The sequence below is a fragment of the Micromonospora sp. CA-269861 genome, from assembly GCF_050948505.1.
In the GTDB taxonomy this organism is placed as follows: Bacteria; Actinomycetota; Actinomycetes; order Mycobacteriales; family Micromonosporaceae; genus Micromonospora.
The window spans coordinates 1537708-1556757 of record NZ_CP192014.1; the positions used below are offsets into that span (position 1 = coordinate 1537708).

13 protein-coding genes are annotated in these 19050 nt (G+C 72.0%); 9 read left to right on the forward strand and 4 right to left on the reverse strand.

Going from position 1 to position 19050, the window contains the following annotated elements; translation table 11 throughout:
• Positions 1–510: 510 nt before the first annotated feature.
• Positions 511–4059 (forward strand): ATP-binding cassette domain-containing protein, encoded by a 3549-nt coding sequence (locus ACQP0U_RS07110; protein WP_433316851.1) that lies wholly within the window; start codon positions 511–513, stop codon positions 4057–4059.
• 49 nt (positions 4060–4108) lie between these two features.
• On the opposite strand, the gene ACQP0U_RS07115 is transcribed toward ACQP0U_RS07110, so the two are convergent.
• From ACQP0U_RS07115 to ACQP0U_RS07130, 4 genes are all read right to left on the reverse strand, one after another.
• The gene (locus ACQP0U_RS07115) at positions 4109–5176 is read right to left on the reverse strand and encodes an NADH:flavin oxidoreductase/NADH oxidase (RefSeq protein WP_433316853.1); all 1068 of its coding nucleotides are present in this window, start codon (positions 5174–5176) and stop codon (positions 4109–4111) included.
• 70 nt (positions 5177–5246) lie between these two features.
• Positions 5247–6539 carry a dicarboxylate/amino acid:cation symporter gene (locus ACQP0U_RS07120; protein ID WP_433320661.1) on the reverse strand — a complete coding sequence of 431 codons (1293 nt, stop codon included), beginning with the start codon at positions 6537–6539 and terminating at the stop codon, positions 5247–5249.
• Between the two features lie 168 nt (positions 6540–6707).
• Positions 6708–7391 (reverse strand): DUF998 domain-containing protein, encoded by a 684-nt coding sequence (locus ACQP0U_RS07125; protein WP_433316855.1) that lies wholly within the window; start codon positions 7389–7391, stop codon positions 6708–6710.
• Positions 7384–8349: a glutathione S-transferase family protein gene (locus tag ACQP0U_RS07130; RefSeq protein WP_433316857.1), complete on the reverse strand. Its 966-nt coding sequence runs from the start codon at positions 8347–8349 to the stop codon at positions 7384–7386. The genes ACQP0U_RS07125 and ACQP0U_RS07130 overlap by 8 nt, the downstream gene beginning before the upstream one ends.
• A 107-nt stretch (positions 8350–8456) precedes the next feature.
• On the opposite strand from ACQP0U_RS07130, the gene pcaF reads away from it, so the two are divergent.
• From pcaF to ACQP0U_RS07170, 8 genes are all read left to right on the forward strand, one after another.
• Positions 8457–9662 (forward strand): 3-oxoadipyl-CoA thiolase, encoded by a 1206-nt coding sequence (gene pcaF, locus ACQP0U_RS07135; protein ID WP_433316859.1) that lies wholly within the window; start codon positions 8457–8459, stop codon positions 9660–9662.
• A gap of 100 nt (positions 9663–9762) precedes the next feature.
• Positions 9763–10575: an SAM-dependent methyltransferase gene (locus tag ACQP0U_RS07140; RefSeq protein WP_433316861.1), complete on the forward strand. Its 813-nt coding sequence runs from the start codon at positions 9763–9765 to the stop codon at positions 10573–10575.
• Positions 10576–10579: 4 nt separating this feature from the next.
• A complete protein-coding gene (locus ACQP0U_RS07145) occupies positions 10580–12799 on the forward strand; it encodes a putative bifunctional diguanylate cyclase/phosphodiesterase (protein WP_433316863.1) in 2220 nt (739 codons plus the stop codon).
• A 4-nt stretch (positions 12800–12803) separates the two neighbouring features.
• Complete coding sequence (locus tag ACQP0U_RS07150) at positions 12804–13304, forward strand: DUF456 domain-containing protein (RefSeq protein WP_433316865.1); 501 nt, start codon at positions 12804–12806, stop codon at positions 13302–13304.
• A 390-nt stretch (positions 13305–13694) separates the two neighbouring features.
• Positions 13695–15281 (forward strand): amino acid permease, encoded by a 1587-nt coding sequence (locus ACQP0U_RS07155; protein ID WP_433316867.1) that lies wholly within the window; start codon positions 13695–13697, stop codon positions 15279–15281.
• 126 nt (positions 15282–15407) lie between these two features.
• Positions 15408–16772, forward strand: a complete 1365-nt coding sequence (locus ACQP0U_RS07160) for a glutamine synthetase family protein (protein WP_433316869.1) — start codon at positions 15408–15410, stop codon at positions 16770–16772.
• A 165-nt stretch (positions 16773–16937) separates the two neighbouring features.
• Positions 16938–18233 (forward strand): aldehyde dehydrogenase family protein, encoded by a 1296-nt coding sequence (locus ACQP0U_RS07165; protein WP_433316871.1) that lies wholly within the window; start codon positions 16938–16940, stop codon positions 18231–18233.
• A gap of 5 nt (positions 18234–18238) precedes the next feature.
• A complete protein-coding gene (locus ACQP0U_RS07170; protein ID WP_355009583.1) occupies positions 18239–19006 on the forward strand; it encodes a 3-oxoacyl-ACP reductase in 768 nt (255 codons plus the stop codon).
• The last annotated feature ends 44 nt before the right edge of the window (positions 19007–19050 follow it).

The window sequence follows — 19050 nt, forward strand, 5'->3', positions numbered from 1 at the left end:
GCGATCGTCAGGGTATGTAACGACCCCGACCCGGCCATGATTCCGGCCCACGAGTGCGCCCGGTCACCACCCACCAGCACCCACAACCCGACAAACCACCCACCCCACACCGGGCCACGACACCCAATCGCCCCGCACCCCGGGTGATCCACTCGGGTTCACGGAAGTCGGGGCATCCCGGACGCCCGGACACCCCGATGTCATGAAACCCGAGTCGATCAAGAAGTTCGATCGCGGCGCGCTGCGGCGAAGTAACGCTTGATCGGACAGACGCCCGCTGACGTGCCGCGTGTCCTGCAACGCGCCGGGGGGCGACGGGCGGTGCGGCAGGTGTGGGTGTGGGACGGGTTGCCGAGGTTGGTCGACAGTCGGACGGGGTGCGCCGAGCGGTTGTCAGGTACTCCTGGCCGAACTGACGGAAGCCCTGCTCAGGGCCGGAAAATCGGTTGAGTTGGCGGGTTGGTGCCGGCAGGCTGAGGTCTCCGCCACCCACGTCCCGGAGGACTTTCCATGCGCCTGCTCCGTGATCTGTGGGGCACCTCGACCCGTCGTATGACGATCGTGGCCGTTTTGATCGTGTTGGGCGCCGCGGGGCAGGCGGGCGCGTCGGCGCTGGCCGGGGCGGTGCTGGTGCATCGTTCGGCTGGCTTCTTCGTGGTGCTGGCCGCGGCTCTGGTGGCCGTGGTCCTCAGCGACCTCGCGGTGAGTCTGCTGATGGCCGGCCTGACCGCCGACTGGTCCGCCGATGTGCGTCGCCGGCTCTGCCGCGTCGCTCTCGGGCAGGATCTGCCCACCCTGGAGACCACCCCGGTTGGCGAGCTGCTGGACCGGATCGACGGGGACGTCTATCAGGTGGCGTCGGCAATTCGTAACCAGGGCACCCGGCTCGCCCAGGGACTCTGCGTCGGCTTGTTGTCGATGGTCGTGGCGCTGGCCGTGTGGTGGCCGGCCGGGGTCGCGATGGTGCTGCTCACGGTGGTCCTCGCGGTCGGCCTGCGCCGGCCCACGGCGTGGATCGGCCCGGCCCGGATGGCCGAGGAGGAGGCGTGGTCCGACCTGGCCGCCGTGATGGAGGAGGCGGTGCACGGCCAGGACGACGTTCGCACCAGTCTGGCTCGGCCGTACGTGCTGCGGTTGTACGCCCGGCGGGCCGCTGCCGTGCTGTCCCGGGGCAGTGTGGTCTGGGTGCTGTCCGCCCGGGTGGCGACTGTGGCCACCGCGACGATCCGGGCTGGTATCGGCGTGGTGGTGCTCGGCGGGGCCTGGGCGTTGGCCACCGATCGGATCGACGCTGCCCGGCTCACCGCCATCTGGCTGCTCGCCCTGGCCTTCGGGGCGACAGCGGAACACGTCAGCCGGATGGTGCCGGAGATTCAGGAGGCGCTCGGCGCGTGGGCTCGGGTGCAGTTGCTCTCCAGGGCCCGGCAGGAACCGGTCGGCGGGGCCAGCCCGAGCGAGGGTGACCTGCGCATCCGGGACCTGACATTCGGGTACGGGGAGGGTGGCCGGGGGGCCGCGCTGCGCGGGCTCAGCCTCACCTTCGCGCGCGGTCGTTCGTACGCGCTGATCGGACGGACCGGTTCGGGCAAGTCGACGTTGGCGAAGGTGCTCACCCGGGCGGTCGACGTGCCGCCGGGCACTGTCTTCCTCGGCGGCACCGACCTGTGCGACCTCGACGTCGAGCAGTTGCGCCGTTGGGTGGCGCTGGTGCCGCAGCGCACCGAGATCCTGGCCGGCACGCTCGCCGAGAACGTCGCGCTCTTCGACCCGGAGCTGCTCGACGCGGCGGCTCGGGCCCTCGACGAGCTGGGCCTGGCCGGGTGGATCGCCGAGTTGCCGGACGGGTTGACGACCCGCCTGGGGGAGGGCGGGCATGTGCTCTCCGCCGGTCAGGAGCAGCTGGTGGCGTTCGCCCGGATCCTGGTCCGGGAGCCGCATGTGGTGATCCTCGACGAGGCCACCGCACGCCTGGACCCGGTCACCGAGGCGCGGGTGCAGCGGGCCACCGAGCGACTGCTGCGCGACCGGATCGGCATCGTCATCGCGCACCGACTCTCCTCAGTACGCCGCTGTGACGAGGTGGTCGTCCTGGCCGACGGTGCGGTGGTCGAGGCCGGTCCGCTGGAGACGTCGACGCGTTTCGCCGAACTGTTGGCGACCAGCCACGCGGCCGCGTACGCCACTGCGGCGCCGGCCGGTCGCACCGGCGTCGGCACCGACCTGCTGGTCGGCCCCGGCCCGGCCGACGCCTGGCCGAGCGAGCCGGTGCCCGCACGGGTCGAGCCGGCCGCGCCGGCCGCGCCGGCCGCCTGGGTCGAACCGGCCGCGCCGGCCGTACCGGTCGGGCCGACCCGCGCCGACCCGCCGCCACTGCCGCCGGTGCCGCCGGCCCGGACGCTGCGGGAGATCTTCCGACTCTGCACCAACGATCCCCGGTACGGCGCGGCCGCGATCGTGCTGTTCCTCGGGCTCAGCCTGCTCGGGCTGGATGGCCCGGTGCTGCCCTGGCTCTGGGCGGATCTGGTCGACGGGACCGGCAACCCGTACCTGCCGGCGGTGGGGATCGTCGCCGGGCTGCTGGTCACCCTTCCACTGCCGTTCTACACCCACGTCTGGTTCCCCCAGTGGTGGGTGCGGCAGATGCTGCGGATCGGCCTTCGCCTGGTGCACGGCCAGACCGGGCCGCGCCGGGTCAGCTCACACACCCCGGCCGAGGTGGTGGCACAGGGTGGGGACACCGAGCGGGTGGTCCAGCTCGCCGACAACGTGCTGGACCAGGCCGTGGCGCTGGTGCTCGTGGTCGCCATGACGGCGGTCACCGGCAGCGTCGTACCGGGGCTGTTCTTCCTCGGCACGATGGTCGTCTCCGGGCTGGCCGCGACGTTGTTCGGGCCGAAGCTGGAGCGTGCCGCCCGGGCCACGGTGGCGGCGCGGGCCGCGTTCGCCACGGCGCTGGTCTCCGCGCTCTCCGCGGCGCGGACGGTGAAGCTCGCCGGCGCGACCACGGCGGTGCTGCGCCACCTGGCGGGTCTGGACGTGCTGCGCAGCGACCGGCAGCGGCGGGAGATCTCGGTGCAGGTGTGGGCGCGCTCCACCCCGTCGATGGCCAGCGGGTTGCTGCCGATCGGCGCGTGGGCGCTCTACCTGAACGGGTCGCTCTCCGCCGGGGCGGTGCTGGTGGCCGTCTCCACGCTGGGCGCGGCGCGCTGGTTCGCCTGGACGACCGCGTCGTTGATCTCGCAGCTGCCCTCGGCGCGGGTCTGGACCCGGCGCACCGCGGCGATGGCCGGGGTGAGCACGTACTCCGCGGGGGTGCCGGAGGTCGACCTGACCGCCGGGACCGCGCCCGCGCCGACCATGCCGCCCCGGCATCCGCTGCGCCGGCTGGAGCTGCGCGGCTTCGGGGTGGTGCACTCCGACGGCACGGTGGCCGTCCGCGACGTGGACCTGACCGTGCAGCGCGGGCAGTTGGTGCTTGTCGTCGGGCCGGTGGGGTCGGGCAAGTCCTCGTTGCTGCGGGCGCTGGCCGGGATCGTGCACCACACCGGCGAGCTGGCCTGGAACGGTGACCCGGTCACCGAGCCGGAGTTGTTCCTGCGTCCCAACCAGGTCGGCTACGTCGGTCAGTTGCCCCGGGTGCTCTCCGGCACGGTGGCCGACAACATCGCGCTCGGGCACCAGGTGGACGCGGCCGGGGCGGTCAGCACCGCCCAGCTCGACCACGACCTGGCCGCCGCCGGTGGCGGGTTGGGCCTGCTCATCGGGCACAAGGGCACCCGGCTCTCCGGCGGGCAGTTGCAGCGGTTGGCGCTGGCTCGGGCGCTGGCCCCGCGTACCGAACTGCTCGTCGCCGACGACGTGTCGTCGGCGCTGGACGTCACCACCGAGCTGGCGCTGTGGCAGGCGTTGCGGGGCCACGGGGTGACAGTGGTCGGCTCGACAGCGAAGCGTGCCGCGTTGGTCCGGGCCGACCACGTGGTGGTGCTGCTCGGCGGCACTGTGGCGGCCCAGGGCACCTGGCAGGACCTGGAGGGCGACTGGTCGCACCTGGCCGGTTGACCGACGGTCGGGCGGCCGCGCACGCGGCGGCCACCCGACCGGCCCGGGATCAGGAGGCGCGGGCGTACTGGGCGGGCCCGGAGTAGGCGACGCCGAGCTTCGCGGCGGCCCGGCGCGGCCAGTACGGGTCGCGCAGCAGCTCCCGGCCCAGCAGCACCAGGTCGGCCTCGCCGGTGGCGACGATCTGCTCGGCGTGCTCGGGTTCCACGATCAGGCCCACCGCGCCGGTCGGCACGCCGGCCTCGCGGCGGATCTGGGCTGCCAGCGGCACCTGGTAGCCGGGGCCGAGCGGGACGCGCTGGTCCGTGCTCACCCCACCGGAGGACGCGTCGACCAGGTCGACGCCGATGCCGGCCAGCTCGCCGGCGAGCACCACGCTGTCCTCGATCGTCCAGCCGCCCTCGACCCAGTCGGTGGCGGAGATCCGGGTCAACACCGGCACGTCCTCGCCGACCGCGGCACGCACCGCGCGGGCCACCTCCAGGGTGAGTCGCATCCGGGCGGCCCGGTCGCCGCCGTACGAGTCGGTGCGGTGGTTGGTCAGCGGCGAGAGGAACTCGTTGAGCAGGTAGCCGTGGGCGGCGTGGATCTCCACGGCGGCGAAGCCGGCGTCCAGCGCGCGTACGGCGCCGGCCGCGAACGCCTCGACCACACCGGCGATGCCGGCCTCGTCGAGGCTGGTCGGCGTCCGGTAGTCGGCGGTGAACGGCGCCGAGCCGGGGGCGACGGGAGTCCAGCCGCCCTCGGCGTCCGGCACGCCACCGCGCTCGGGCGCCCACGGCCGGTAGGTGGAGGCCTTGAAGCCCGCGTGCGCGAGCTGCACGGCCGGCACCGCGCCGTGGGCGGCGACGAACGCGGTCACCGGCCGCCAGGCGTCGACGTGCGCACCCGACCAGAGGCCGGTGTCCTGTGGGCTGATCCGGCCCTCGGGGAGTACGGCGGTCGCCTCGGTCAGCACCAGGCCGGCGCCGCCGACCGCGCGACTGCCGAGGTGGATCAGGTGCCAGTCGGTGGGCAGACCGTCGGGGCCGGCGGAGTACTGGCACATGGGTGCCATGGCGATCCGGTTGGGCAGTGTGACCCCGCGCAGGGCCAGGGGGGTGAACAGGGAACTCATGGGGTCATCCTCTCCGATACGGCGAACGGGCCCCCGGGGAGAGGGGCCCGCCGCCGTGCTGGTGAACCGATCAGGCAGGAACGGGGCTGAGCTCGGGCCGGGGCTCGGCGACCGGCTCCGGCTCGGTCAGGTCACGCCGGCCGGCGGACTCGTACGCGGCGCGGTCGAGAGTGCCCTCGCGGGCGGCGACCACTGTCGGCACCAGTGCCTGACCCGCGACGTTGGTGGCGGTGCGGATCATGTCCAGGATCGGGTCGATGGCCAGCAGCAGACCGGCGCCGGCCAGCGGCAGGCCCAGCGTGCTGAGGGTCAGGGTGAGCATCACGATCGCGCCGGTCAGGCCGGCGGTGGCCGCCGATCCGACCACCGAGACGAAGGCGATCAGCAGGTAGTCGCCGATGCCGAGGTGCACGCCGAACACCTGGGCCACGAAGATCGCGGCGAGGGCCGGGTAGATGGCGGCGCAACCGTCCATCTTCGTGGTGGCGCCGAAGGGCACCGCGAACGAGGCGTACTCGCGGGGGACGCCGAGACGCTCGACGGAGCGCTGGGTCACCGGCATGGTGCCGACCGAGGAGCGCGACACGAAGGCCAGCTCGATCGCCGGCCAGGCGCCGGCGAAGAAGCGCAGCGGGTTGAGGCGGCCGGCGAGGATCAGCACCAGCGGGTAGACCACGAACAGCACGATGGCGCAGCCGACGTAGACGGCTGTGGTGAACTTCGCGAGGGGGGCCAGCAGGTCCCAGCCGTACGAGGCGACGGCGTTGCCGATCAGGCCGAGGGTGCCGATCGGGGCGAGGCGGATGATCCACCAGAGCGCCTTCTGGACGATCTCCAGCAGGGAGCGGTTCAGCGCCACGAACGGCTCGGCGGCCTCGCCGACCAGCAGAGCCGCGGCACCGACGACGACGGCGAGGAAGACGATCTGGAGGACGTTGCCCTCGACGAACGCGCCGACCGGGTTGGTGGGCACGATGCCGGTGAGGAAGTCGGTCCACGAGCCGGTGTTCTTCGGCGGCGCCGCGCCGCCCAGGTCGAGGGTCACGCCCTTACCCGGGTTGGTGAGCAGGCCGAGGCCGATGCCGATGCTCACCGAGATCAGCGCGGTGATGCCGAACCACATCAGGGTCTTGAGGGCGAGCCGGGCGGCGTTGGCCACGCCACGCAGGCTGACCACGCTCACCACGATGGCGGTGAAGACCAGCGGCGGCACGGCCAGCTTGAGCAGCTGGACGAAGAGACCACCGACGGTGTGCAGGGTGCTGGTCAGCCAGCTCAGGTCGTTGGTGCGGGCCAGGAAGCCCAGCGCGACGCCGAGCACGAGGCCGAGCAGGATCTGCACGGAGAAGGGAATTTTGCGCAGGCTGAAGGGCATGAGGATGTATCCAATTGTCCGGTCCGATCGGGGCAGGCGTAGGAACGCGGCTAGCCCGGACAGATGCCACTGGCCTGCAGTCGGAGATCGACATACAGGCGGACAGTGAGGCCCCAGACGTTGGTCATCGTTGGCCGACGCTACGCCGATTTCCGCTTATCGGAAGGACTCGCGGGCGTGAGGCTCCTTACAGAGGGCCAGAGCGGTGGCGGTGCTCAGGCCCCACAGCACCGCCAGGGCGAGGATCAGCCGTTCCAGCACGCCCACCACGGGACCTCGGCCGATCACCAGCATCGCCAGCCCCACAGTGGCGCAGAGCGGCAGCGCCAGCACGGCGGCCGCGGCGGCCAACCGGCGCACCGTCCGGCCCACCGGCCCGGAGACGGCAATCGTGATCATGGCGAAGACCACCGCCGCGGTCGCCGCGATGCTCGCGCCACCGTGCACCAGATCCGCCGTCGTCGTCCGCTCGAACGGTGGCAGCGGGCAACCGTCGGAGCAGGTCACCGCCCCGGACACCGCGGTGAACACGGCCCCGGTGGCGAGCAGCGCCGGTGCCGCCGCCCACACCCCGGGGGGCAGCGCCGCGCCGATCAGCAGCAACGCGCCGGCAAGGGCCAGAATCCCGATCCGGTACGTCGCGGCGTGGGCGCTGCCGGCGATGCCCGCCTCACGGACGTACCCGGTGAGCCCGGGACCGGGACCGGCGACCACGGCGAGCGTCACGGCCACCGCACCGGCCAGGGCGCAGCCGGCCGCGGCGGACCCGGCGGCCCGACGGGCGATGTCGCCGCGGGCCCTCGGCACGGGCGGGGCGGCGGACCGACCCGGCTCAGCCACGCCCGTGTGGCGTGCTCCAGCCGGACTCGTCCGGCCCGAGTGGCACGATGCCGCTGGGATTGATCTGCCGGTGTGTGCCGTAGTAGTGCCGCTTGATGTGGTCGAAGTCCACCGTCTCGCCGAAGCCCGGCGTCTGGAACAGGTCCCGGGCGTACGCCCAGAGCACCGGCATCTCGGTCAGCTTGTTGCGGTTGCACTTGAAGTGCCCGTGGTAGGCGGCGTCGAAGCGGACAAGCGTGGTGAACAGCCGCACGTCCGCCTCGGTGATCGCGTCGCCCAGCAGGTAACGCTGCCCGGCCAGCCGCTCGGAGAGCGTGTCCAGCCGGGCGAAGAGAGCCCGGAACGCCTCGTCGTACGCCTCCTGGGAGGTGGCGAACCCGCACCGGTAGACGCCGTTGTTCACGTCGGTGTGGATCTCGGCCATCAGCGCGTCCATCTCGGGGCGTAGCGCCTCCGGGTAGAGGTCCGGCGCCCCCGCGCGGTGCAGCGACCGCCACTGCGTGGAGAAGTCGAGGGTGAGCTGCGGGTAGTCGTTGGTGACCACCCGACCGGTCAGGGTGTCGACGAGCGCCGGCACTGTCACCCGGCCGGTGTAGTCCGGGTCGGTGGCCAGGTACGCCTCGGAGAGGAAGCTCACGCCGAGGACCGGGTCGAAGCCGTCCGGGTCGAGGGCGAACGCCCAGCCCCGCTCGTCCCGGATCGGGTCGACGGTGCCCAGCGAGATCGCGTCGTCCAGCCCGAGCAGGCCGCGCACGATCCGCGCCCGGTGGGCCCACGGGCAGGCGCGGCACCAGATCAGCCGGTAGCGGCCGGCCTCCAGGGGCCAACGGTCCTGCTCGTCCGGGCCGCCGCCGGGTGGGGAGGTCGAGTCGGCGGTGACCCGACCGGTGAACCGGTTCGGCTGGCGGACGAACGCGCCGCCGCCGCTGGTCTCTGCGCTGAACTGGGCCCGGGCCATGCCGTCAACCTATCCGCTGCCGGCGCGGATATCCTGGCGGCCGGCAGCCCTCGTGACCCGGTGGGCGTGCCCCACCCCCCGCCGTCTGCACCCCCTAAGGACTCGCGATGACCGTGGCATACCTGGTGGCCGGTGTCCGCACCCCGATCGGCCGGTACGCGGGCGCGCTGGCCGGCGTCCGCCCCGACGACCTGGCCGCGCACGTGATCCGTGAGTTGGTCGCCCGCCACCCGTCGGTGGACTGGGCGCGGGTGGACGACGTCGTGCTCGGCTGCGCCAACCAGGCCGGCGAGGACAACCGCAACGTGGCCCGGATGGCGGCGCTGCTGGCCGGCCTCCCCGAGGAGGTGCCGGGCAGCACTGTCAACCGGCTCTGCGGCTCGGGGCTGGACGCGCTCGCCACCGCCGCCCGGTCCATCGTCGCCGGGGACGCGGACCTGGTGATCGCTGGCGGGGTGGAGAGCATGAGCCGGGCGCCGTTCGTCATGCCGAAGGCGACGTCGGCGTACTCCCGCTCGGCCGAGGTGTACGACACCACCCTCGGCTGGCGGTTGGTGAACCCGTTGATGCGCGACGGGTGGGGCGTCGACTCGATGCCGGAGACGGCGGAGAACGTGGCCGCCGAGTACGGCGTCAGCCGGGCCGAGCAGGATGCCTTCGCGTACCGCTCGCAGCAGCGTGCGGCCAAGGCGCAGGCCGACGGCCGGTTCGCCGAGGAGATCGTGGCGGTGTCGGTGCCGGCCGGCCGTCGCGAGACCCGACTCGTCGAGGTCGACGAGCACCCCCGGGAGACCTCGCTGGAGAAGCTGGCCGCGTTGCCCACCCCGTTCCGCGACGGCGGCACGGTGACCGCCGGCAACTCCTCGGGTGTCAACGACGGCGCGGTGGCGCTGCTGGTGGCCAGCGAGGCGGCGGTCTCCCGGTACGGCCTGACCCCGCTGGCCCGGATCGTCGGCGCGGCGGCGGCCGGTGTGCCGCCCCGGATCATGGGGATCGGCCCGGTGCCGGCCACCCGCAAGCTGCTCGACCGCGTCGGTGTCGAGTTGGGCGCGGTGGACGTGGTGGAGCTGAACGAGGCGTTCGCCGCGCAGTCCGTGGCGGTGCTGCGCGAGCTGGGGCTGCCCGTCGACGCCCAGCACGTCAACCCGAACGGCGGGGCCATCGCGCTCGGGCACCCGCTCGGCGCCAGCGGCGCACGGCTGGCGCTGACCGCCGCCCTGGAGCTGCGCCGTCGCGGCGGCCGCCGGGCTCTGGCCACCATGTGCATAGGCGTTGGTCAAGGCATCTCGCTGTTGCTGGAGTCAGCGGCCTAGAGTGGTCCACACCACACGACCCGCGGGTCGACCGGTGCTCGCGGCACGCCCATTCGCCGGTGCCGTCCCGCGCCGCGGCGATGAACTGGGGAGCGCACTGATGCCGGACGGACTGCCGACCGAGATCGATCTGACCAGGCCGAGCGCGGCCCGGGTGTACGACTACTTTCTGGGTGGGGCGCACAACTTCGAGATCGACAGGCAGTTGGCCGAGCAGATCGCCAGCATGACCCCGAATCTCGCCGCCACCATGCGTTCCGGGCGGGAGTTCCTGCGCCGGGCCGTCCGGGTGCTGCTCGACGCCGGCATCGACCAGTTTCTTGACATCGGCTCCGGAATTCCCACCGTGGGCAACGTGCACGAGGTGGCGCAGGGGCTGAACCCCAAGGCCCGCGTGGTGTACGTCGACATCGACCCGGTAGCCGTCGCGCACAGTCGGGAGCTGCTCGCCGGCAACGAGTTCACCGGGGTCATCCACGCCGACCTGCGTGAGCCGGAGCGGATCCTCGCCGAGACCCGACAGCTCGGGCTGATCGACTTCAGTCGACCGATGGGCATCCTGCTGGCCGGGGTGGTGCACTTCATCCCGGACGCCGACCGACCCGAGGCGATCCTGGCCACCCTGCGGGACGTCGCCGCGCCGGGCAGCTTCCTGGTCATCTCGCACTCCACGTTCGAGGACCAGCCGCAGGAGATGCTGGACGCCCAGCGCCTCTCCGCCCGCACCGCCACCGAGATCACCCTGCGCTCCCGCGCACAGGTCACCGGCTTCTTCGGCGACTGGACCGTCCTGGAACCGGGCGTGGTGCACATGCCGCTCTGGCGCCCGGACTCACCATCCGATGTAGACGAGCGGCCGGAGCGCTTCGGCGCCTTCGGAGGCGTCGCCCGGTACGACCACCCCGCCGGCTGATCTCGTGGCCGCCGTCCCGGACCCCACCGGGGTCGCCGCCGGCCCGACCTCTGCCAGCGTCGATGCCGGCCGGGACCCCGCCGGGGTCGATGCCGGCCGGGCCGATGCCCAGGGGTACGCCGCCGACTGGGCCCGCGCGGTGCGCCGTCTCGGTTTCGTGCCGCTCAGCCTGGCCGAGACCGAGCGGCTGCTGCTCGTGCACACGATCCGGCTGGCCCAGGCGGTACGGGCGGAGCCGTTCAGCGTCCGCCCGGCCGAGGAGGTCGGACGGGCCCTGGTGGAGGCGCACCTCACCGAGCCGCAGGCCCTGGAGTGGACGCTGCACGCGCTCGGTGCGGCCTTCGGGCGTCGGGTCCTGGGCGACGGCGGCCGGCCGCCCGACTTCGCCGACCGGATCGCGGCGGTGCAGGGCGGCCTGGCCGCCGGGTTCGCCCGCGCGCTGCGCGACCGCACCTTCAGTCAGCAGGAGCGGATCGCCAGGTCGGCCTGGCAGGCGCGCGACGAGGTCGAGCAGGCGCTGCGCGAGAGCGAGGCACGGTTCCGGGCGGTGTTCACAGGTGCGGCGACCGGTATCGGGATCGCCGGCGTGGACGGCCGGATCATCGACGTCAACCAGGCGTTCGCCGACATGCTCGGCTACTCGATCGAGGAGCTTCGCGAGATCAACGTGGCGGCGCTGTTCCACGCCGACGACGCCGCCGGGATGTGGGAGCTGTACCAGGAGCTGATCGAGGGCAAGCACGACGCGGCCCGGGTGGAGAAGCGCTATCACCGCAAGGACGGCACCGTGGTCTGGACGGATCTCGCCGTCTCGCTGATCAGACACGAGGGCCGGCCGCGATTCACCGTCGCGATGATCGAAGACATCACCGAGCGGTACGAACTCCAGCAGCGGCTGCGCTTCCAGGCGCTGCACGACCCGCTGACCGGGCTGCCCAACCGGACGTTGTTCTTCGAGACGTTGGGGCGGGTGCTCGACACCGCGGCCGTCGGGCAGCGGGTCGGGGTGTGCTTCCTCGACCTGGACGGCTTCAAGGCGATCAACGACAGTCTCGGCCACGACCTCGGTGACCGTCTGCTCGTGATGATCGGCCGGAGGCTGGCCGCGTGCGTGGCCGACCACGGGCACCTGGTCGCCCGGATGGGGGGCGACGAGTTCGTGATCCTCGTCGACGGAGAAGACGACGCCGACGACCCGGTCGCCGTCGCGGAGGCCGCGCTGGCGGCCGTCGCGGCCCCGGTCCACGTCGGTGAGCACCAGTTGGCAGTCTCGGCCAGTGTGGGCATCGTGCAGTGCCCCGCCTCGGAGACCACAGCGTCGGAGCTGATGAAGGCCGCGGACACCACGCTCTACTGGGCCAAGGCGGCGGGCCGGGGCCGGTGGGCGGTCTACGACCCCGAGCGCGGCGCCCGGGACATCGCCCGCTCGGCGCTGGTCGCCGGGCTGCCCGCCGCACTGGACCGGGGCGAGTTCGTGCTGCACTACCAGCCGATCGTGTCCCTGCTGGAGGGCAAGATGCTCGCGGTGGAGGCGCTGGTCCGTTGGGAGCACCCGGAGCTGGGCCTGATCGGGCCGGACCGGTTCATCGGCCTGGCCGAGGAGACCGGCCTGATCGTCCGGCTCGGCGAGTGGGTGCTGCGGCGGGCCTGCGCGGACGCCGAACGGTGGTGGCGGGAGTTCCCGGGGGCCCGGCTGGTGGTCAGCGTCAACCTGGCCGCCCGGCAGGCCGACGACCCGGCCATCGTGGACACCGTGGCCGACGCGTTGCGGACCAGCGGGCTGCCCGCGGAGCTGCTCCAACTGGAGCTGACCGAGAGCGCCGTGATGGGCAGCGCCGGTGAACCCCTGCGGAGTCTGCACCGGCTCGCCGCGCTCGGCGTCCGGCTGGCTGTGGACGACTTCGGCACGGGGTACTCCAACCTGGCGTACCTGCGCCGGTTGCCGATCCACTGCCTGAAGCTCGCCGGCCCGTTCGTCGAGGGCATCCGCGCGGACGGGGCCGACGGGGTCGACGTGGCCGCCGACCACCGCGACGAACGGATCGTCGACGCGTTGGTCCGGTTGGCGCACGCCCTGGAGCTGTGGGTCACGGCCGAGGCGGTGGAGACCGGCGTCCAGGCCGAACGGCTGCGGGCGCTGCGCTGCGACACCGGGCAGGGCCGGTACTTTGGCGCGCCGGCCCCGGCCGACGCGATCACCGCACGGCTGAGCGACGGAGGGTGAGGGCGTGGACCTGACGGACTCGCAGACGGCGGTGACGGTGGTGGCCGGTCTGGCCATCCTGGCCGGGTTGGCCGGCGTGGTGGTGCCCGGCCTGCCGGCGCTGCCGCTCTGCTGGGGCGGTGTGCTGGTCTGGGCGGTCTTCGGCGGTGCCGGCCTGGGCGGCTGGGCGGTGTTCGCGGCAGCCACTCTGGTCGCCGCGGGTGGCACCGTGATCAAGTACGCGTGGCCGGGCCGGAACCTGAAGCGCACAGGTGTGCCGACGTCCACGCTGCTCGCCGGCGGGGTGCTCGGCATCGTCGGGTTCTTCGTGGTGCCGGTCGTGGGGTTGGTGCTCGGCTTCGTGGCCGGGGTGTGGGCGGCGGAACGGCTGCGGTTGCGCAGCAACCAGCTGGCGTGGCCCTCCACGGTGCAGGCCGTGAAGGCCGCCGGCCTGTCGATGCTCGTGGAGTTCCTGGCCGGCCTGCTGGTGGCAGCCCTCTGGGTAGCAGGCCTCCTCCTGACCTGACCTGCCCTCCCCCCTGCTCCGCGATCTTGCACTTGCTGTCCCGGCACATGGGGCATCCCACTGATATCGACGACCGAAACTGCAAGATCGGCGCGGTGGGGCGGCGTTGGAGCGGGGGCGCGGGGGCGCGGGGCACTTTTTGGGTACGGCGGAGTGCCGTACGTGAGAGAGAGGCGTGCCCCGCGCCACCGTGGTCGGGCGGTCCGAGCGCCCGGGGTGGGCCCTGATCGGGCCTGGTCACTGGGTTCAGGATGCCGTCCGGGGCGGTCGGACGGCAACGCAATTAGCCCGACGGCGGTGAGATTCCCACCGACTACGTATTGACCGCCTTGATCGGCCGGGACGACACTTTGCCCACTCGCACGCGGAACCACCTCAGGGAGGTGTGCAGTGGCCACGACGCCCGTGCCGACCGCCGAGCAACCTTTGGACGACGACGCCCGACGGCTCGCTGAACTCGGTTACAAACAGGAGTTGCGCCGAAAGTGGAGCGGCTTCTCCAACTTCGCCATCTCCTTCTCGATCATCTCGATCCTGGCCGGGTGCTTCACCACCTTCGGTCAGGCGTGGAACAACGGTGGGCCGGTCGCCATCTCCTGGGGCTGGCCGCTGATCTCGCTGTTCATCCTGATCATCGGCTTCTGCATGGCGGAGCTGGTGTCGGCGTACCCGACCGCGGGTGGGATCTACTGGTGGGCGGCCACCATGGGTCGCCCGGTGCACGGCTGGTTCACCGGCTGGCTGAACCTGATCGGCCTGGTGGCGGTGACCGCCTCGGTCGACTACGGCTGCGCGACGTTCCTCAATCTCACCCTGTCGGCGCTCTTCGACGGTTGGGCCGGCACGCTGCGTCAGGCGTTCGTCCTCTTCGTGATCATCCTGGTGCTGCACGGGTTGATCAACATCTTCGGGCACCGGATCATCGACGTACTCCAGAACGTCTCGGTCTGGTGGCACGTGGCCGGCGCCGCCGTGGTGGTGGCCATCCTGGTCTTCGTCCCCGACAACCACCAGAGCTTCCAGTTCGTGTTCACCGAGCGGTTCAACAACTCCGGCTTCGGCGACGGGGACATCGGCGGGCTGACGTTCTGGTTCTACGTGCTGCCGCTGGGATTCCTGCTGACCCAGTACACGATCACCGGCTTCGACGCCTGCGCGCACGTCTCCGAGGAGACCCGGGGCGCGTCGCAGGCCGCCGCCCGCGGGCTCTGGCAGTCGATTTTCTACTCGGCGGTCGGCGGCTGGATCCTGCTGCTGGCGTTCCTCTTCGCGGCCACCGACGTCGAGGCGGTCAACGCCGCGGGCGGCTTCTCCGGCGCGATCTTCGAGTCCGCGCTGACCCCGGTCTTCTTCAAGATCGTCATCATCATCTCCACCATCGGCCAGTTCTTCTGCGGCATGAGTTGCGTGACCTCGATGAGCCGCATGGCGTACGCGTTCAGCCGCGACCGGGCCGTACCCGGCTGGCGGCTGTGGTCGACCGTCGACCGCAACGGCACCCCGGTCAACGCGATCATCGGCGCCACGGTGGCCGGTCTGGTGCTGACCCTGCCGGCGCTCTACGAGAGCTCCGCCGGAATCCCGATCGCCTTCTACGCGGTCGTCTCGGTCGCGGTGCTCGGGCTGTACCTGTCGTTCCTCATCCCGATCGCGCTCCGGCTGCGGATGGGCGACCGGTTCGTCCCCGGGCCGTGGACGCTCGGCCGCAAGTACAAGCTGCTCGGCTGGATCGCGGTGATCGAGATCGCGATCATCGCCGTCTACTTCGTGCTGCCGATCGTGCCCGCCGGGGTGCCCGGCAACGACGGGTTCACCTGGTCAGCGGTGAACTACGCGCCGCTCGCCGTCGGCGGGGTGCTGCTGGTCGTCGCCGTCTGGTGGTACGCCTCGGCCCGTAAGTGGTTCACCGGCCCGGTTCGTACCGTCGGGGAACCGGCGGTGGCGGCCGACCCGGCGCCGGCCGACGGCCCGGTCTGATCCACAACCGGCGGGACGGGCGGTGCTGCCGTCCCGCCGGCTGACCGCCGGGTTTGCGGCATGTGCCGCCGGGGGCATTGACGGTGATCCGGTTTGCCAGTAGACCTTGGTGATGGAGGCCCGCGAATGAGGAAAGCTCCGCTCACGCTGGAACAACTGCGGGTCGCCGTCGCCGAGGGCGAGATCGACACGGTGGTGCTGGCTCTCGTCGACATGCAGGGCCGGCTGCAGGGCAAGCGGTTCCACGCGCCGTTCTTCCTCGACCAGGTGGTGGCCAACGGCAGCGAGGGCTGCAACTACCTGCTCGCCGTGGACGTCGACATGAACACCGTCGACGGGTACGCGATGTCGAGTTGGGAACGCGGCTACGGCGACTTCGCGATGGTGCCGGACTTCGCCACGTTGCGCCGGATGCCCTGGCAGCCCGGCTCCGCGCTGCTGCTGGCCGACCTGACCTGGCTCGACGGCTCCGGTGACGTGGTCGCCTCGCCCCGGCAGATCCTGCGCCGGCAACTGGACCGGCTGGCCGAGCACGGGCTGACCGCGTACGCCGGCACCGAGTTGGAGTTCGTGCTGTTCCGCGACTCGTACGAGGATGCCTGGCAGCGTGGCTACCGCGACCTCACCCCGGCCAATCAGTACAACGTCGACTACTCGTTGCTGGGCACCGCCCGGGTGGAGCCGCTGCTGCGCCGGATCCGCACCGAGATGGCAGGCGCCGGGCTCACACCGGAGAGCGCCAAGGGCGAGTGCAACCTCGGGCAGCACGAGATCGCCTTCCGGTACGACGAGGCGGTGGCCTGCGCGGACCACCACGTGATCTACAAGAACGGCGCCAAGGAGATCGCCGCCCAGGAGGGGATGGCGATCACCTTCATGGCCAAGCCGAACGAGCGGGAGGGCAACTCCTGCCACATCCACTTCTCACTACGGGACTCGTCCGGCTCGTCGGCGATGCTCGGCGACGGGCCGGCGCACCTGTCGCAGACCGGGCAGCGGGTGCTCGCCGGGCTGCTGGCCACCATGCGGGAGTTCAGCCTGCTCTTCGCCCCGAACATCAACTCCTACAAGCGCTACCAGCCGGGATCGTTCGCCCCGACAGCGCTGCGCTGGGGCGTCGACAACCGCACCTGCGCGCTGCGAGTGGTCGGGCACGGGCAGGGCATGCGGGTGGAGAACCGGGTGCCCGGCGCCGACGTCAACCCGTACCTGGCGATCGCCGGGCTGGTCGCCGGGGCGCTGCACGGCATCGACGGTGAGTTGGGGCTGGGCGAGGAGTGCGCCGGCAACGCGTACGACGACCCGGAGGCCGAGCGCGTCCCCGGCACCCTGCGCGACGCCCTGGCCCTCTGGGAGGGCTCCACTGTGGCCCGGGAGGCGTTCGGCCCCGAGGTGGTGGCCCACTACGCCAACCAGGCGAGGGTCGAACTGGCCGCCTTCGACGCAGCGGTGACGGACTGGGAGCTGACCCGTGGCTTCGAACGCCTCTAACCGCCCGCCTCCCGCGATCTTGCACTTCGTGTCGGTGATTCGTGGCGATTCACGGCTCTTGTCGGGGCAGTAACTGCAGGATCGCGCAGGGGGGAGGGGTGGGGTGTGACGGCTCTTGTGGATCCCGCTAGCGGGGTGGGGTTTCGGGAGGTTGCGGCGGCCTCCGTGGACGACGTGGACGCGGCGATCGCTGCCGCCGCTGCCGCTTTTACGACCTGGCGTGCGGTGGGGGCCGGGGATCGGGCCCGGTTGTTGCGGCGGTTCGCCGCAGTTGTCGACGCCCATCTGGACGAGTTGGCCCTGCTGGAGGTGCACAACTCCGGGCACACCATCGGCAACGCCCGCTGGGAGGCCGGCAACGTCCGCGACGTCCTGGACTACTACGCCGGCGCGCCCGAGCGGCTGACCGGGCGGCAGATCCCGGTGCCCGGCGGGCTGGACGTCACCTTCCACGAGCCACTCGGTGTGGTCGGCGTGATCGTGCCCTGGAACTTCCCGATGCCGATCGCCGCCTGGGGGTTCGTCCCGGCGCTCGCCGCCGGCAACACGGTGGTGCTCAAGCCCGCCGAGTTGACCCCGCTCACCGCGCTGCGCCTGGCCGAGCTGGCCCGCGAGGCGGGCCTGCCCGACGGCGTCCTCACCGTCATCCCGGGCGAGGGCTCGGTGGTGGGGGAGCGGTTCGTCAGCCACCCGGCGGTCCGCAAGATCTGCTTCACCGGCTCCACCGAGGTCGGCACCCGGATCATGGCCGGCTGCGCCGCCCAGGTGAAGCGACTCACCCTGGAGCTTGGTGGCAAGAGCGCGAACATCGTGTTCGCCGACGCCGACCTGGAACGCGCCACCGCGACCGCGCCGGGCGCGGTCTTCGACAACGCAGGGCAGGACTGCTGCGCACGGTCGCGCATCCTGGTCCAGCGTTCGGTGTACGACAGGTTCCTCGAACTGCTCGAACCGGCGGTACGCGCGGTACGCGTCGAGGATCCGTCCCGGGACACCGCCGAGATGGGCCCGCTGATCTCCGCCGCCCAACGGGACCGGGTCGCCGGTTACCTCGCCGGGGCGAAGATCGCCTTCACCGGCTCCTGCCCCGACGGCCCCGGGTTCTGGCACGCGCCCACGGTGCTGCTTGCCGACTCGCCGGCCGACCGGCACTGGCGGGAGGAGATCTTCGGCCCGGTGGTCTCGGTGCTGCCGTTCGACGACGAGGCGGACGCGGTCCGCCTCGCCAACGACACCGAGTACGGCCTCTCCGGCTCGATCTGGACGCGGGACGTGGGCCGGGCCCTGCGCCTGGCCCGCGCCGTCGACTCGGGCAATCTCAGCGTCAACTCGCACTCCTCGGTGCGCTACTGGACCCCGTTCGGCGGGATGAAGCGTTCCGGGCTCGGCCGTGAGCTGGGCCCGGACGCGCTGCACTCCTTCACGGACGTCAAGAACGTGTTCATCGCGACAGAGGAGTGACGCCAGTGCAGGGTCGGTTGCAGGACCGGGTGGCCGTGGTCACCGGAGCGGGCAGCGGCATCGGGTTGGCCACCGTGCGGCGGTTCGCCGCCGAGGGGGCCCGGGTGGTCTGCGTGGACATCGACGTGGCGGCAGGTACGAAGGCCGCCGAGGAGTGCGGCGGCGAGTTCGTGGCCACCGACGTGGCCGACGAGTCGGCGGTACGTGACCTGTTCGACGGGGTGGCCGACCGGCACGGTCGGGTGGACATCGCGTTCAACAACGCCGGCATCTCACCGCCGGACGACGACTCCATCCTGGACACCGGCCTGGACGCGTGGGAGCGGGTGTTGCGGGTCAACACCACGAGCGTCTACCTGTGCTGCAAGTACGCCATTCCGCACATGCGTCGGCAGGGCAAGGGGTCGATCATCAACACGGCCTCGTTCGTGGCGTTGATGGGTGCGGCGACGTCGCAGATCGCGTACACCGCGAGCAAGGGCGGGGTGCTCGCGATGACCCGGGAGCTGGGTGTGCAGTTTGCCCGTGAGGGCATCCGGGTCAACGCGCTCTGTCCCGGCCCGGTGGCCACCCCGTTGCTGCTGGAGCTGTTCGCGGCCGACCCGGAGCGGGCCGCCCGTCGGCTGGTGCACGTGCCGATGGGCCGGTTCGGGCAACCGGAGGAGATCGCCGCCGCGGTGGCGTTCCTGGCCAGCGACGACGCCTCGTTCATGACCGCCGCGCAGTTCGTTGTCGACGGCGGTATCACGGGCGCCTACGTCACTCCCCTGTGAGCGCGAGGAGTGAGCCGGGGTTGCGAGCCCCGCAGTCGCGAACC